This is a genomic window from Kribbella sp. NPDC055110, from assembly GCF_053607525.1.
Genome location: NZ_JBSGTS010000013.1, coordinates 127,861 through 141,319, shown reverse-complemented (window position 1 = coordinate 141,319; position 13,459 = coordinate 127,861). Strand labels below are relative to the sequence as shown.

Here is a 13,459-nt window from a genome sequence, read left to right as displayed (position 1 = left end):
CTCCAGCCGCAAGAACATCACGAAAGGTCGTGTCCAGCGGGTGAGCATCAGTGACTTGTGGAGTCGGATCGATGGCTGGCTTGTCCGGAACGCTCCTGCGACGTACGGCGTGCTCGCGCCGCCTGCGACCGACTCGGAGCTGGAAGCGGCCCAGCGCGTGGTCGCGCTGCCGGCCGAGGTGATCGAGTCGCTGCGGTGTCATAACGGGCTGATGTCCTGGGCGAACCTTCTGCCGGAGGCGCCGCCGTCGAGTGCGGGTCAGATCGCCGAGAACTGGCAGTTGCGGATGGATCTCGCCGCGGACCTCGACGGATTCGTCGTTCGTCAGCCGGAGTCGGAGCCCTACTGGCATCCGGCCTGGATCCCGTGGGCCGATGCCGACGGTGACCTTCAGGTCATCGACCTGCGGCCGGGCCCAGAGCGCGGGCGGCTGGGTATGGCGGCTCACGACGGGACCGGCGACTTCACGGTCAGTTGGCCGGACCTCACGTCGTACCTCTCAGAGGTGGTGCACTCCCTGCACCACGGCACCGGCGTCAACGGCTGGTACCCGTACCTCACCACCCACCAGGAGCTCTGGTGGGACCGCGGCCCGGACCAGGAGACCGTCAACGACGAGCCGCTGGTCCGGGTGCCGGTTCAGACCTAACTGAGGACGGCGAGGGCGTCGATCTCGACCAGCATGTCCGGCAGCGGCAGGCCGGTGAAGACGGTGGTCCGCGACGGCAGGACGCCGCTCGGCGTACGGGTCGACACGAATTCGGCGTACGCCTCGTTCATCGCGGCGAAGTCCTCGCGCTGGGTGAGGTAGACGCGCAGCATCACCACGTCGTCGATGCTCGCGCCACCGGCCTTCAGGATTGCCTCGATGTTCTGCAGGACGCGGGTGGTCTGGCCCTTCACGTCACCGGTGAACACGAAGTCGCCGCTGGCCGGGTCGACCGAGCCCTGGCCGGAGACCTGCAGGATGTTGCCCTTGCGGACGCCCTGCGAGAACACCGGCATCGGCGGCGGCGCGTCGGTGGTGGAGACTGCGCTCTTGTCTGACATGGGACCTCTCAGTTGTAGTCGGCACTGATCGCTTCGGCGGTGGCGAGCAGGTCTGGCAGCAGCTCGAGCACCTGGTCATAGTTCAGCAGTACGTCGGGCACCGACAACGACACGGCCCCGACAACACGCCCGGTGCTGTCACTCAGCGGCGCACCGATGCAGTTGATGAACGACTCGTGCTCTGCCTTGTCCTGCGCCCAGCCACGCTCCTTGGTGACCTGGAGCTCGTCCCGCAACCGGTCCGCGTCGGTGATGGTGTTCGGTGTGTAGACCTTGTAGTCCAGCGTCGCCAGCACCGCCTCTCGCTGCCGCTTCGGCTGCGCGGCCAGCAGCACCTTGCCGACCGCGGTGCAGTGCAGAGCCGCCGGTACGCCGACCTGCGAGTACATGCGCACCGAGCGCACACTGTCGAGCTTGTCGACGTAGATGACCTCACCGTTCTCCCAGGCGGCCAAGTGCACCGTCTGGCCGGTCTTCTGGTTCAGCTCGCGCAGATGCGGTGCAGCAACCTGCCGTACGACGTGTTGCTCGCGCGCGACGTCCGCGAGCGCGAACAGCTGCGACCCCAGGCGGTACCGGTGCTGGGCGTCCCGCCGTACGAACCGCTCTACCTCCATGGTGCGTAGGAGACGCAGCACCGTCGTCTTGTGCACGCCCAACTCGGTCGCGAGCTGGTCCAGCGACCGCTCCCCCTCGCCGAGGCTCTTGAGGATCTGCAACGCCCTCCCGAGGCTCTGACTCATACCGCACCGAACTTCGTCGCCGCCCACTCCTCATCGGTGCAGCTCAGCAGTCGCTCGCGCACCTCTCGCGCCGGCGGCGGTGCGTGGTCTTCTGGAGCGGTCAGCACTGCAGCAGCGTTCAGGTGCCCCAGCCGCAGCCGCTGCGTCATGGGCAGGTCCTGCAGCGTCGCAGCCAAGAAGCCCGCAGCAAACGCGTCACCTGCGCCGACTGTCTCCACAACGTCCACCGTGAGCGCAGGAACCTCAGTGCGACCGCTTGGCTCGAGCACCGTCGCCCGGTGCGCATCGTCCTTCACCACGAGGACAGGTGTTTCCAGACGCTCGTACAGCTCGTCCGGATCACCTGTGCCCGCGAAGACCTCCGCCTCGTCGGCACCGATCAGGACGATGTCTGCTGCCTTCAGCAGCCGCCACAACGGCTCCGGGTCCCTGTCCCGCCAGAGCGCCGGCCGCCAGTTCAGGTCCACGCTGAGCAGGTACTCACGCGGCTCGGTCGCCAGCCGCTCCAGCATCTCCGCACTGGTCGTTGAGATCGCCGCAGTGATTCCAGTCGTGTGCACGAGCTTGGCCTGCTTGAGTCGCGCACTCACCTCAGACCGGTCCAGGAACCCGGGGTCCATGGCAGCAGCCGCCGAGCCGGTCCGGTAGTAGTGCATCCGGGAGCGCCCGTACTCCGACTCCTTCACGTAGAGCGCGGTCGGCCGGACAGGGTCCAGCTCAACACCCCCGACGTCGACACCACGCGCCTGCAAATCCCGCAGTACGTGCTGGCCGAACCCGTCGTCCCCTAGCCGCGAGATCCATCCGGTCGGTACGCCGAGCGCAGCCAGCCCACCGGCCACGTTGCACTCCGCGCCACCGACGGACCGCCGGAACGTCTCCACGTCTTTGAGGGGTCCTGGCCCGCCCGCCAGCATGATCATCGCCTCACCCAGGCAGATCGCGGCCGTCTCAGGCATCGGCACTCCTTGCGGGAGAGGTGATGGGATAGGTGTGCGTTGACGCGACTTCGGCCGCGATGCTACAACCGACGAGTCAGAATGCGCAATGAGCGTTGCGTATTCTGCAACTCCAACCCCAGGGGGTCAGATGCCTGCTTACGATGCCGACACCGTCGCCGCTCTCGCCGATCAGCAGGTGAGCTGGCAGGACAAGGCCCTGCCGCCCGCCTTCTGGGGCCGCACCGTCGCGGAGGTGCTGGCAGGCCGGCCTCGGCTCTCCCAGCTCCCCACTCCGCTGATGACGCTGTCGGCCCCCGGCCTGCGACACAACGTCGACACCCTCGCCACCTGGTGCACCCGGCACGGCGTGGAGCTCGCGCCGCACGGCAAGACCACGATGGCGCCCGCCCTCTGGGCGATGCAGCTGGACGCCGGGGCCTGGGCGATCACGCTCGCCAACGCGTTCCAGCTCGGCGTCGCCCGCGCGTACGGCGTACAGCGCGTGCTGATCGCCAACGCGGTGATCTCGCCCCTGCAGCTGCGCTGGATCGCCGACGAACTCGCGGCCGACCCGTCGTTCGAGGTGATGGTGTGGGCCGACTCGATCCGCACCGTCGAGCTGATGGAGGCGGCGCGCTCGGCGTACGTCGGGGCGGACGCGCGACCGCTCGACGTGATGGTCGAGGTCGGCGGCATCGGCGGCCGGACCGGTGCCCGGGATCTCGAGACCGCATTGGCCGTCGGCGACGCGATCGCCGACGCGTCGACGCTCCGTCTCATCGGCGTCGCCGGGTACGAGGGCGCGATCGGGCACGGCGTCGACGAGGCCAACCTTGAGGAGGTCCGCGCGTACCTGCGGGAGCTCGCTACGGTGCACCACCGGCTGCGGCCGTTGTACGACGATGACGTCGTACCGGTGGTCAGCGCCGGCGGGAGCCAGTACTTCGAGCAGGTCGCGAAGGTGCTCGCTTCGGAGGCTGGCGAGGGCGCGCGGGTCGTACTGCGGTCCGGCGCGTACATCGCCCACGACGACGGGCTCTACCGTCGGGTGTCACCGCTCGGCGAGCACCCGCGAACGGACGGCGAGCAGCTCGTGCCGGCGATGCACGGGTGGATGCGGATCACGTCGCAGCCCGAGCCGGGGCTGGCGATCTTCGACGGCGGGCGCCGCGACTTCCCGTTCGACCAGGACCTTCCGGAGCCGCAGCTGATCCGGCCGCGGTCGGACGGCGAACCGATCCTGCCGGCCACCGGGATGAAGGTCACGAACCTGAACGACCAGCACGGGTACCTGCAGTTCGGCGACGACCAGGACGTGGTGATCGGCGACGAGCTCCGCGTCGGCCTGTCGCACCCCTGCACGGCCTTCGACAAGTGGGGCCTGATCCCCGTCGTCGACGACCCGGACGCCGCGGACCCCGTCGTCGTCGACCTGGTCCGGACGTTCTTCTGACATGAGCGATGTACTGATCGCGGGCGCGTTGGTCCTGGACGGCTCCGGCGCGCCCGGGTACCACGCCGACGTCGCGGTCGACGCCGGGCGGATCGTGGCCATCGGCAACGACCTTCCGGCGGCGCACCGGACGATCGACGCGGACGGGCTCGTGCTGTCTCCTGGGTTCATCGACATGCACTCGCACTCGGACCTGCAGATCCTGGTCAACCCCGACCACACCGCCAAGGTCAGCCAAGGCGTCACACTCGAGGTCCTCGGCCAGGACGGCCTGTCCTTCGCCCCGATCGATGATCCGACGCGCGCCGTCGTACGCCGTCAGATCGCCGGCTGGAACGGGGAACCGGACGACTTCGACTTCTCCTGGTCGACAGTCGCCGGGTACCTCGACCGCCTCGACCAGGGCATCGCCTGCAACGCGGCGTACCTGGTCCCGCAGGGCACGCTGCGCCTGATGGTCGTTGGCACCTCCAACCGTCCGGCGACCGTCGACGAGCTCGCGCGGATGAAGCAGCTGCTCGCCGACGGATTGCGCGACGGGGCGGTCGGGATGAGCAGCGGGCTCACGTACACGCCGGGCATGTTCGCCGGCACCGACGAGCTGGTCGAGCTGTGCGAGGTCGTCGCGTCGTACGGCGGGTACTACGCCCCGCATCAGCGCTCGTACGGCCAGGGGGCTCTCGAGGCGTACGCCGAGATGGTCGACGTCGCCCGCCGCTCCGGGTGTGCGTTGCACCTGACCCACGCGGTGATGAACTTCGCCCCGAACGCGGGCCGAGGCTCCGAGCTGGTCGAGATGGTCGACAAGGCACTCGCCTCCGGAGTGGACGTCACGACCGACACCTATCCGTACCTGCCGGGCGCCACCACCCTCGCGGCGATCCTGCCGAGCTGGACGGCCGAAGGCGGACCGGACGCGCTGCTCGCCCGGCTCCGCGATCCGTCCGCGCGGGAACGCATTGCCTACGAGCTGGAGCAGGTCGGATCCGACGGCTGTCACGGCTGCGTGGTGGAGTGGGACACGATCGAGATCGGCGGCGTTCGCAACCCGGCCCTGTCCGACGCGGTCGGCAATACCGTCGCCGCCCTCGCGACGCGCACCGGCAAGCCGGCCTCGGACGTCTTCTTCGAGATCCTGCTGGCCGACGACCTCGCGACCTCGATCCTGCAGCACGTCGGCCACGAGGAGAACGTGCGCGCGATCATGCAGCACCCGTCGCACACGGGCGGCTCGGACGGGATCCTGGTCGGCGGGAAGCCGCACCCGCGATCGTGGGGCACGTTCCCGCGGTACCTCGCCCGCTACGTCCGCGAGCTCGGCGTACTCAACCTCGCCGACTGCATCCATCACCTCACCGGCCGCCCCGCCCGTCGCCTCCGGCTCCCGGACCGTGGGCTGATCCGCGAGGGGTACGCCGCCGACCTGGTCCTCTTCGACCCCGCGACCGTGCAGGACACCGCCACGTTCCCCGAACCTCGCCGGCAGGCCGCAGGCATCCCGTACGTCTTCGTCAACGGCACCCCCGTCATCGACGACTCCCACCGAACGTCGACCCGTCCCGGCCGCGCGATTCGCCGTACCTCAGCTGAAAGGAACTTGTTGTGAACACCCTGGAGCTGCTCCGCGCCGACCGGGTTCTGACCGTCGTCCGCGCCCCGGAGATCTCGGACGCCCGCGACCTCTGCGCCGCGCTGGTTGCCGGCGGCATCCACGTCGTCGAGCTCACCTACACCACCCCGGACCTCCCCCGGCATCTGGAACGCGCCGCCTCCACCGCCGCCGAGACCGGCGCGGTCGTGGGCGCCGGCACCGTCCAGACCGGCGACCAGGCCGCGCAGGCGATCAACGCCGGCGCGCAGTTCCTCGTCACCCCCGGCCAAGGACCGGAGGCTGCCGCGATCGCCGAAGCCGCGCGTAACGCCGGCATCCCCGTCGTACTCGGCGCCTTCACACCGTCCGAGGTGATGACCGCGCTCGCACTCGGCTCGGCCGCGGTGAAGATCTTCCCCGCCCACCAACTGGGCCCGAAGTACTTCAAGGACCTCAACGGCCCGTTCCCCGGCGTACCGCTGATCCCGTCCGGCGGCGTCAACGCCACCAACGCGCCCGACTTCCTGGCCGCGGGCGCCCTCGCCGTCAGCGCCGGCACCGACGTCGTCTCCCCCACCGACGTAGCCGCCGCCAGCTGGGAGTCGATCACCGCGAAGGCCAAGAGCTTCTGCGCAGCTATTGAACGGTGATGCTGCCATAGCTGGTTCGCAGGTAGAGGCGGTTCGTGGAACTGGGGTCGTTCGGTACGTCGACCTGGGTGGAGCCTTGCGCCGCGAGCGCGTCGATCGCGTACGTCGCCGTACGTGGGACCTGCACCATCAGCGAACCGTCGCTGGCTGTGGCGGTGACCTGATCCGGCGCGCTGTCGAAGAGCATGTCGATCGAACCGTGCACCGCGTCCACCGAGACCCGCCGGCTCCGCACCCGGGTCAGGGTGACCGAACCATCGTTGGCTTCGATCGTCAGCGGCGACGCAACGCCGACCGCGGACATCGACGTCCCCTCGGCCTTGGCGTGCACGGCTGCCTCAGTCGGAACCTCGATCGTCAGCTCCACCTCGCAGTGCAGGTCGGGGCAGGTCGTCTCCACGTCCAGCACCCCGCCGACCGTCGCGACGCGTACGGCGGGCTGCGCGGCGGCGTACGTCCCGTCGACCGTCACATGGACCTGTCCGTCGGCGCTCGACAGCAGCTGGAACGACACACCCGACACCACCTTCACCCCTTGCGGGCCGGGCGTGAACGAGGCCGAGTAGTTGTACGGCAGCTTCCCGCGGATCAACGACACCGTCACCGCCGCGCCGGTGATCACGAGCACCAGCACCGGCACCAGTCCGATGATCAGCATCCTGCGCTGCGCGGGCGTCATCACGTGTCCAAGTACTTGAGCACGGCCAGCACCCGGCGATGCTCGCCGTCGGTCGGCGACAACCGGAGCTTCAGGAAGATGTTGCTGATGTGCTTCTCCACGGCACCTTCACCGACGACGAGCGCCTGGGCGATCCCGGCGTTCGACTTGCCTTCCGCCATCGCCCGGAGAACGTCCTGTTCCCGCGGACTCAGTACTGCGAGCGGATCCACCTTCCGCGATCGCACCAGCAGCTGCGAGATCACCTCCGGGTCCAGCGCCGCGCCACCGCCCGCGACCCGGCGCAGTCCGTCGATGAACTGATCGACGTCCGCCACGCGATCCTTGAGCAGGTACCCGATACCACCCGGGTTCCCACCGATCAGTTCACTCGCATAGCGCTCCTCGACGTACTGCGACAGCACCAGTACGCCGATGTCGGCGTACTGCTCGCGGATCACCAACGCCGCCCGCAGTCCCTCATCGGTGAACGTCGGCGGCATCCGTACGTCGACCACGCACACGTCGGGCCGATGCACGTCGACCGCCTTCAGCAGCGCGTCGCCGTCCCCGACTGCCGCGACCACAACGCACTCCTGCTCCTCCAGCAGTCGCACGATGCCCTCGCGCAGCAGCACCGAGTCCTCGGCGATCACGACCCGCATCCGCTCAATCTCCTCAGCCAGGATGTTCTCAGGCACGGTGTTTTCAGCCACGGTGTATTCAGTCACAGGGCACCTCCGCGATCAGCGTGGTCCCGCCACCCGGTGGGCTGTGCACAGTCAGTCGTCCGTCAACGCCGGCCACTCGGTCGGTCAGCCCGCGCAACCCGGTGCCCCTGGACGGATCGGCGCCACCTCGCCCGTCGTCCCACACCTCAACCCGCAGAACGTCGCCGAACCGCTTCACCGACACCTCCGCGTGCGCGGCCTCAGCATGTTTGGCCACGTTGGCCAGCGCCTCCGTCACCACGAAGTACGCGATCGATTCGATCGTCAGCGACGGCCGGCGATAGTGGCCGAGCCTCAGGATGACCGGCACCGGTGATCGAACCGCGACCGCCGACAGAGCAGCGTCCAAGCCGAGATCGGTCAGCACCGGCGGATGCAGTCCTCTGACCAGGTCGCGGATCTCGACGATCGCCTGCATCGCCTCTGAATGCGCCTCCTCGATCAACCCGCGCACCGAGGGCTCCTTGCTCCCCAGGCGGTTCTTGGCCCGGCCGAGCGTCATCGCCAGCGAGACCAGCCGCTGCTGGGCACCGTCGTGCAGGTCGCGCTCGATCCGCCGCCGCTCGGCCTCGACGGAGTCGACGACCTGCTGCCGGCTCGTCACCAGCTCCGTGACGCGCTCCGCCAGGTCACCGCTCTCGGACCGGCCGAGCAAGATCCGCGCGAGCTCCGCATCCAGAGCCGACGCGAGCCGCATCAGCAACGGCGACACCACGAGCAGGAACACGGCCGCGATGATCGCCGCGATGACAGCCGTCTTGGGTGAGTCGATCACGAAAGGTCCGAGCTGCGCCTGCGAGGCGGCGAACCGGTCGTAGTACAGCGGCAAGGCGATCAGCACCGGAGGCACCGACCAGGCGGCCAGGATCAGCACGAACCAAACCATTGCCAGCGGCAACAGCAGCAGGTAGTAGAGGAACTGCCGCCACATCCCCCGGTCGCGCACCGCGAGGCTCGCGTCCGCGCTCCGTGATCCCGTCGGCAACGGCGGGATCAACGCCGGGATGACCTGCCCGCGAGTGATCCGTGCCCGCGCTCGCTCCCAGCCGGCCACCTGGTACACGAACCGGTTCGCGCCGACGCTCAGCGGAATCCCGACGTACCCGAGCGGCCAGGCCAGGAAGGCGACCAGGACCGCGGCGAGCACCAGCAGTCCGGAGGTCAGCACCACGACCGCATCACCCAAGATGTGGATGGTTGCCAACCACAAGTACGGCGACCGCCAGAGTCGCCACGGCGTCCGGGGCACCGGGTTCGCAGCAACCGTCATCCGGACCACCTCCCCGTGTCAGCGCCTGCGTGCCGTCACAACTTACGTCGTCGCTGTTGCCGGACGACATCAGGCCAGCCCACGGTTCGGGCCGGGGGTTATCCCCACCCCTGTTCGTGGGCTGGCAGGAATGTGCCGAACGACCGTCTCCGGAATCCTCGAAGGTATGACGACGACAGCGATTCTCAGCCCTGCAATCGAGGGGAAGCTCGGTGACGCGATCGACGACCGGGTGGCCGACGCGCTCGAGGACTACATCGCCGATGGCCGGCTCGACGGCAGGATCCGCGCTCGCCGCTCACCCGGTGGTCTGGCCGCGCTGGTCGCCGCCGGGGTCGCGGCGGTGCTGCTGCCCTGGTGCCTGATCCTTGCGGCCACGCTGCCGAGCACCTACCAGGCGGGCCACTGGAAGCTCACCTGGATCGGCCTCGACTGCGGCACCGCGATCGCCGCCGGCCTCACGGCGTACCTGCTGCACAAACGCAACAGGTACGCCACTCTGGCCGCGATGGCCGCCGGGACGCTGCTGATCGCCGACGCCTGGTTCGACGTGAGTACGGCGGCGGCCGGGTTCGACCGCACGCTCTCGTTGACCGAGGCCGTCCTCCTGGAGCTGCCGCTCGCCGTGTGCGCCTTCGTGGTCGCCGCCCGCGAGCTCAGACGATGAGCTCCAGGACAGGACCTTCATGCAGGGCCCGGTAGACCTTGTCCCGCAGGACATTGGCCTCGGCATCGGTGAGCGTGCGATCCACCGGGCGGAGGACCAGCCTGATCAGGACGTTGCGCTGTCCCGGAGCCATCTGGAGACGCTCACGGGCGGACGTCGGCAAGTCGTCGTACGACGTTTCACCCAGCACCTCCAGCGACTCCGCCGCATCGGCATCCGGGCCGAGCGCGGCGCGTACCTTGTCACCGAGTACCTCCGCCGACACGTCCGCTGCCTCGTCGACCACGACGGACAGGTCGCGTCGGACCGGCGGCATGGACGAGACCGCCTTGTACGGCGCGAGATCCAGCATCTGACCCGCGACCCGCGGATCCGTCGAGCGGAGCAGGCGGATGTCACGGATCCCCTTGCGGAGCATCAGCAGCCGGTCCAGGCCGGGACCCATCGCAAGGCCGGTCCAGCTGTCGTCGAGACCGGCCATACGCAGGACGTGCGGCGCGGCGACCCCGCATTCACCGATCTCGATCCACTGATCGTCCAGCAGGACATCGATCTGCCGGCCGTGGATCGTGTACGGGTGGACGGCCGGCACGGTGCGATAGGTCTGGCCCGGCAGGACGGTGTCGACCAGACGCGCGATCATGTCCTCCAGCGCCGGCTCGCCAAGCGCCACGTTGCGGCTGACCCGCCACAGATCGAGCTGATGCGGCGTACCGGTGTGCTGCCAGTCGACCGAGTCCCTGCGGTAGCAGATGCCGGCGCAGATCATCAGCACATCGGACGACTCCGACCCCGCGAGCTCACGAAGCGCGGGCGGAATCATCGCCGACGTGTGGCTTCGCAGGACCTCGCCATCGGACGCGTAACGCGTGTAGCGAGCCTCTCGAGTCACCGCGTCGGTGGCGTAGCCGAGGTTGTCGTAGTTGTCGGCCAGCGGTACGACGGGATGGTCGCGACGGGTCCAGATCTCGGTGTACGGCCACGCGGCGCCGAGCGCCGTAAGGATCGAGTCCACGACGAGCTGGACCGCGTGCGGGCCCTGGGCCGGGTCGGTGAGGTCGCGCAGCGCGAGGGCAGAGTGCAGTTCTTCAACAGTGAGGACAGACATGGGTTTCGCTCCAGGATGACGGTCTCGACGGGGGTCCACCCCGGTCGGCCGCGGTCACCTCAGGAGAGAGCGCAGCAGCAGCTCACCCCGTCGGCACCGTCGTGCCGGCCGGGGCGCAGAAATCGCCGCCCGTACTGCGTCATGTCGTCCACTGTACCGTCCGGCCACCAGCGTCCGCCGCGAAATTCGGTCCGCTGCGCAACCACCGGGTGCGACGATGGGCCGCATGCGATGGATCGACACCCTGGAAGGCGCGGCTGCCGAGAAGCTGCCGGAGTCCGTGCACCGCTACTTCCGGCAGGGCTCGGCCGGCGGGGTCAGCGTCGGCGAGGCCACCTCCGCGTGGTCGGCGTACCGATTCCGTCCGCACGTGCTGAACGACGTGTCCACCGTCGACCTGAGTACGACGGTGCTCGGCACACCCGTCGACGCGCCGATCCTGGTCGCGCCGTCGACGATGCAGCGACTGGCTGATCCGGACGGCGAACTCGCGATGGCGCGCGGCGTCGGCGCAGCGAAGTCGGTGCTCGGAGTCTCCAGCAACGCAGGCACGACGTTCGCCGAACTCGGGGCGACCGGTGTTCCGTGGTGGCTGCAGATCTACATCGTGCGGAACCGGGAGATCACCGTCCGGATGCTCGACGCCGCCGTCTCGGCCGGCGCGCGGGCCGTCGTACTCACCGTCGACACCCCGGTGGTCGGCCGCAAGGAAGACGACGGCGAGACGGTCTGGGACGTTGCCCAGCCCGGACAGTTCCTGGCCAACTTGCCCGACGGCGTGTGGACCGACGACGACCTCGCGAAGGCCGACGACCTGAACCCTGATGTGATCGGCTGGCTCGCGGAGCGCACCGGCCTCCCTGTCGTGGTGAAGGGCGTCCTCCGCGGCGACGACGCCAAGCGCTGCGCGGACGCAGGCGCCGCCGGCATCATCGTCTCGAACCACGGCGGCCGCCAGCTCGACGGCTCGATCCCCACGGCGCGGGCCCTGCCCGAGGTCGCCGAAGCCATCGCCGGAAGCAACCTCGAGGTGTACGTCGACGGCGGCATCCGCCGCGGCGAACACGTCCTGGCCGCACTGGCCCTCGGCGCCCGCGCGGTCTTCGTCGGCCGCCCCGCCCTATGGGCGCTGACCGTCGGCTCATCCGAAGGCGTCACCCGCCTCCTGACCGACCTCACCACCGAACTCGACCACACCCTCCGCCTGGTCGGCGTCTCCACCCCGTCATCCCTAACACCAGACCTCATCACAACCTGACCCCCTGGGGAGCGGATCGTCGGCCTGAACACGTTCCTGCCGGAAACCAGCAGGTACGCGCGACCAACCGCCACCCGCTCCACCTGACCTACGGCTGACACCCCACGCCCGACGGATCACGCCACAACCACAACAGGCGCTATCCGGGTCTCCTGCCCGATGTGCGGGTGAACTGCAGGCCCACGAGACAGCTTCTGGTGGGCCGGAACCTGATATTCCCTGTCCACAGCCCCCCGAAGTTGTCCGTTCCCCTCGGCAACCGACCGCCCGTGCTCACCGTCCTCACCGAGCAGACGCAACCCACCCGAAAACGGCACCTCGACAGGACATACAACATCTACTACCTCCACCGCACGCCGGGGCAGCAGGCTGAATCGCCGATCACATCCAACACGCGATGGGTTATCCCCTCCTGGTGGGGGTTCTCCCCTGGTGTACGAGCAGAGAACCCACAACGCGAGGGGATAACCCCTCGCGTTTGGGAGACAGAAGACCCCCGGGACCAGTTCAAGGTCCCGGGGGTTTCTGGTGACGAAGGGGTGAGGCTCAGGCCTCGGTTGCGTCCTCGTTGAGGTTGCGGCTCAGGTTGGGGTCAACCTGGATGCCCGGCCCCATCGTGGTCGAGAAGACCGTCTTCTTGATGTACCGGCCCTTGGAGCTGGCCGGCTTCAGCCGGAGGATCTCCTCGAGCGCGGCGCTGTAGTTCTCCACCAACTGGGCCTCGTCGAACGACGCCTTGCCGATGATGAAGTGCAGGTTCGCGTGCCGGTCGACCCGGAACTCGATCTTGCCGCCCTTGATGTCGTTCACGGCCTTGACCACGTCCGGGGTCACCGTGCCGGTCTTCGGGTTCGGCATCAGACCACGCGGGCCGAGGACCCGGCCGAGGCGGCCGACCTTGCCCATCAGGTCAGGGGTGGCGACGACCGCGTCGAAGTCGAGCCAGCCGTCGGTCACCTTCTTGATCATGTCGTCGTCACCGACGAAGTCGGCGCCTGCGGCCTTCGCGGCCTCGGCCTTCTCACCGGTGGCGAAGACGAGGACCCGTGCCGTCTTGCCGGTACCGTGCGGAAGGTTGACGGTGCCGCGCACCATCTGGTCGGCCTTGCGGGGGTCGACCCCGAGACGCATCGCGACGTCGATCGTCGAGTTGAACTTCTTGCCGCCGGCCGCTTCCTTGGCGAACTTGATCGCCTCGAGCGGGGTGTACAGGTGATCGAAGTCGATCTTCTCTGCGGCGGCGCGGTATGCCTTGCTGCGCTGTGCCATGACTGGTTCCTCTCTGGGGTGTGGTCTCCGGGCGGCGCTTCGCCCTGCCACTACTACGTGTGAAGTGGTA

At 68.7% G+C, this 13,459-nt stretch carries 14 protein-coding genes; 6 read left to right on the top strand and 8 right to left on the bottom strand.

Annotated features, from left to right (window positions below; genetic code table 11):
* Positions 1-40: 40 nt before the first annotated feature.
* Positions 41-649 (top strand): SMI1/KNR4 family protein, encoded by a 609-nt coding sequence (locus ACWF0M_RS21790; RefSeq protein WP_452237512.1) that lies wholly within the window; start codon positions 41-43, stop codon positions 647-649.
* Here ACWF0M_RS21790 and ACWF0M_RS21785 read toward each other — a convergent pair.
* From ACWF0M_RS21785 to ACWF0M_RS21775, 3 genes are read right to left on the bottom strand one after another with little or no spacing between them, the layout of a single operon-like run.
* The gene (locus ACWF0M_RS21785) at positions 646-1,050 is read right to left on the bottom strand and encodes a RidA family protein (RefSeq protein ID WP_131495760.1); all 405 of its coding nucleotides are present in this window, start codon (positions 1,048-1,050) and stop codon (positions 646-648) included. The genes ACWF0M_RS21790 and ACWF0M_RS21785 overlap by 4 nt on opposite strands.
* An 8-nt stretch (positions 1,051-1,058) precedes the next feature.
* Entirely contained in the window at positions 1,059-1,793 is a 735-nt protein-coding gene (locus ACWF0M_RS21780; RefSeq protein ID WP_452237511.1) for an IclR family transcriptional regulator, read from the bottom strand.
* The gene (locus ACWF0M_RS21775; RefSeq protein ID WP_452237510.1) at positions 1,790-2,752 is read right to left on the bottom strand and encodes a sugar kinase; all 963 of its coding nucleotides are present in this window, start codon (positions 2,750-2,752) and stop codon (positions 1,790-1,792) included. Before ACWF0M_RS21775 ends, ACWF0M_RS21780 begins: the two co-directional genes overlap by 4 nt.
* A 130-nt stretch (positions 2,753-2,882) precedes the next feature.
* Here ACWF0M_RS21775 and ACWF0M_RS21770 point away from each other — a divergent pair, with 130 nt between their 5' ends.
* Genes ACWF0M_RS21770 through ACWF0M_RS21760 form a run of 3 tightly spaced genes read left to right on the top strand, consistent with a single transcriptional unit; the run spans position 2,883 to position 6,428 of the window.
* Positions 2,883-4,187: an amino acid deaminase gene (locus ACWF0M_RS21770; RefSeq protein ID WP_452237509.1), complete on the top strand. Its 1,305-nt coding sequence runs from the start codon at positions 2,883-2,885 to the stop codon at positions 4,185-4,187.
* Between the two features lies 1 nt (position 4,188).
* Positions 4,189-5,793, top strand: a complete 1,605-nt coding sequence (locus ACWF0M_RS21765; RefSeq protein WP_452237508.1) for an N-acyl-D-amino-acid deacylase family protein — start codon at positions 4,189-4,191, stop codon at positions 5,791-5,793.
* Positions 5,790-6,428, top strand: coding sequence for a bifunctional 4-hydroxy-2-oxoglutarate aldolase/2-dehydro-3-deoxy-phosphogluconate aldolase (locus ACWF0M_RS21760; RefSeq protein WP_452237507.1), 639 nt, complete (start codon positions 5,790-5,792; stop codon positions 6,426-6,428). Before ACWF0M_RS21765 ends, ACWF0M_RS21760 begins: the two co-directional genes overlap by 4 nt.
* Here ACWF0M_RS21760 and ACWF0M_RS21755 read toward each other — a convergent pair.
* The 3 genes from ACWF0M_RS21755 to ACWF0M_RS21745 are packed head-to-tail and all read right to left on the bottom strand — an operon-like array spanning position 6,415 to position 9,087.
* A complete protein-coding gene (locus tag ACWF0M_RS21755) occupies positions 6,415-7,086 on the bottom strand; it encodes a DUF4097 family beta strand repeat-containing protein (protein ID WP_452237506.1) in 672 nt (223 codons plus the stop codon). The two genes, ACWF0M_RS21760 and ACWF0M_RS21755, sit on opposite strands and share 14 nt — an antisense overlap.
* Positions 7,087-7,106: 20 nt before the next feature.
* Positions 7,107-7,751 carry a response regulator transcription factor gene (locus ACWF0M_RS21750; protein ID WP_452237569.1) on the bottom strand — a complete coding sequence of 215 codons (645 nt, stop codon included), beginning with the start codon at positions 7,749-7,751 and terminating at the stop codon, positions 7,107-7,109.
* Between the two features lie 58 nt (positions 7,752-7,809).
* Positions 7,810-9,087 carry a sensor domain-containing protein gene (locus tag ACWF0M_RS21745; protein ID WP_452237505.1) on the bottom strand — a complete coding sequence of 426 codons (1,278 nt, stop codon included), beginning with the start codon at positions 9,085-9,087 and terminating at the stop codon, positions 7,810-7,812.
* A 166-nt stretch (positions 9,088-9,253) separates the two neighbouring features.
* Here ACWF0M_RS21745 and ACWF0M_RS21740 point away from each other — a divergent pair, with 166 nt between their 5' ends.
* Positions 9,254-9,754, top strand: coding sequence for a hypothetical protein (locus ACWF0M_RS21740; RefSeq protein ID WP_452237504.1), 501 nt, complete (start codon positions 9,254-9,256; stop codon positions 9,752-9,754).
* Here ACWF0M_RS21740 and srmL read toward each other — a convergent pair.
* Complete coding sequence (gene srmL / locus ACWF0M_RS21735; protein WP_452237503.1) at positions 9,744-10,862, bottom strand: PheS-related mystery ligase SrmL; 1,119 nt, start codon at positions 10,860-10,862, stop codon at positions 9,744-9,746. The genes ACWF0M_RS21740 and srmL overlap by 11 nt on opposite strands.
* Positions 10,863-11,088: 226 nt before the next feature.
* Here srmL and ACWF0M_RS21730 point away from each other — a divergent pair, with 226 nt between their 5' ends.
* On the top strand, positions 11,089-12,120 hold the full coding sequence (locus ACWF0M_RS21730; RefSeq protein ID WP_452237502.1) for an alpha-hydroxy acid oxidase: 1,032 nt from the start codon (positions 11,089-11,091) through the stop codon (positions 12,118-12,120).
* 546 nt (positions 12,121-12,666) lie between these two features.
* On the opposite strand, the gene rplA is transcribed toward ACWF0M_RS21730, so the two are convergent.
* Complete coding sequence (rplA, locus tag ACWF0M_RS21725) at positions 12,667-13,389, bottom strand: 50S ribosomal protein L1 (protein WP_452237501.1); 723 nt, start codon at positions 13,387-13,389, stop codon at positions 12,667-12,669.
* Positions 13,390-13,459: the final 70 nt, after the last annotated feature.

Coding starts and splice junctions, on each gene's coding strand:
- ACWF0M_RS21750 (WP_452237569.1), bottom strand. CDS start 7,751: ATGCGGGTCGTGATCGCCGAGGACTCGGTGCTGCTGCGCGAGGGCATC.
- ACWF0M_RS21770 (WP_452237509.1), top strand. CDS start 2,883: ATGCCTGCTTACGATGCCGACACCGTCGCCGCTCTCGCCGATCAGCAG.
- ACWF0M_RS21740 (WP_452237504.1), top strand. CDS start 9,254: ATGACGACGACAGCGATTCTCAGCCCTGCAATCGAGGGGAAGCTCGGT.
- ACWF0M_RS21730 (WP_452237502.1), top strand. CDS start 11,089: ATGCGATGGATCGACACCCTGGAAGGCGCGGCTGCCGAGAAGCTGCCG.
- ACWF0M_RS21785 (WP_131495760.1), bottom strand. CDS start 1,050: ATGTCAGACAAGAGCGCAGTCTCCACCACCGACGCGCCGCCGCCGATG.
- rplA (WP_452237501.1), bottom strand. CDS start 13,389: ATGGCACAGCGCAGCAAGGCATACCGCGCCGCCGCAGAGAAGATCGAC.
- ACWF0M_RS21745 (WP_452237505.1), bottom strand. CDS start 9,087: ATGACGGTTGCTGCGAACCCGGTGCCCCGGACGCCGTGGCGACTCTGG.
- ACWF0M_RS21775 (WP_452237510.1), bottom strand. CDS start 2,752: ATGCCTGAGACGGCCGCGATCTGCCTGGGTGAGGCGATGATCATGCTG.
- srmL (WP_452237503.1), bottom strand. CDS start 10,862: ATGTCTGTCCTCACTGTTGAAGAACTGCACTCTGCCCTCGCGCTGCGC.
- ACWF0M_RS21780 (WP_452237511.1), bottom strand. CDS start 1,793: ATGAGTCAGAGCCTCGGGAGGGCGTTGCAGATCCTCAAGAGCCTCGGC.
- ACWF0M_RS21765 (WP_452237508.1), top strand. CDS start 4,189: ATGAGCGATGTACTGATCGCGGGCGCGTTGGTCCTGGACGGCTCCGGC.
- ACWF0M_RS21755 (WP_452237506.1), bottom strand. CDS start 7,086: ATGCTGATCATCGGACTGGTGCCGGTGCTGGTGCTCGTGATCACCGGC.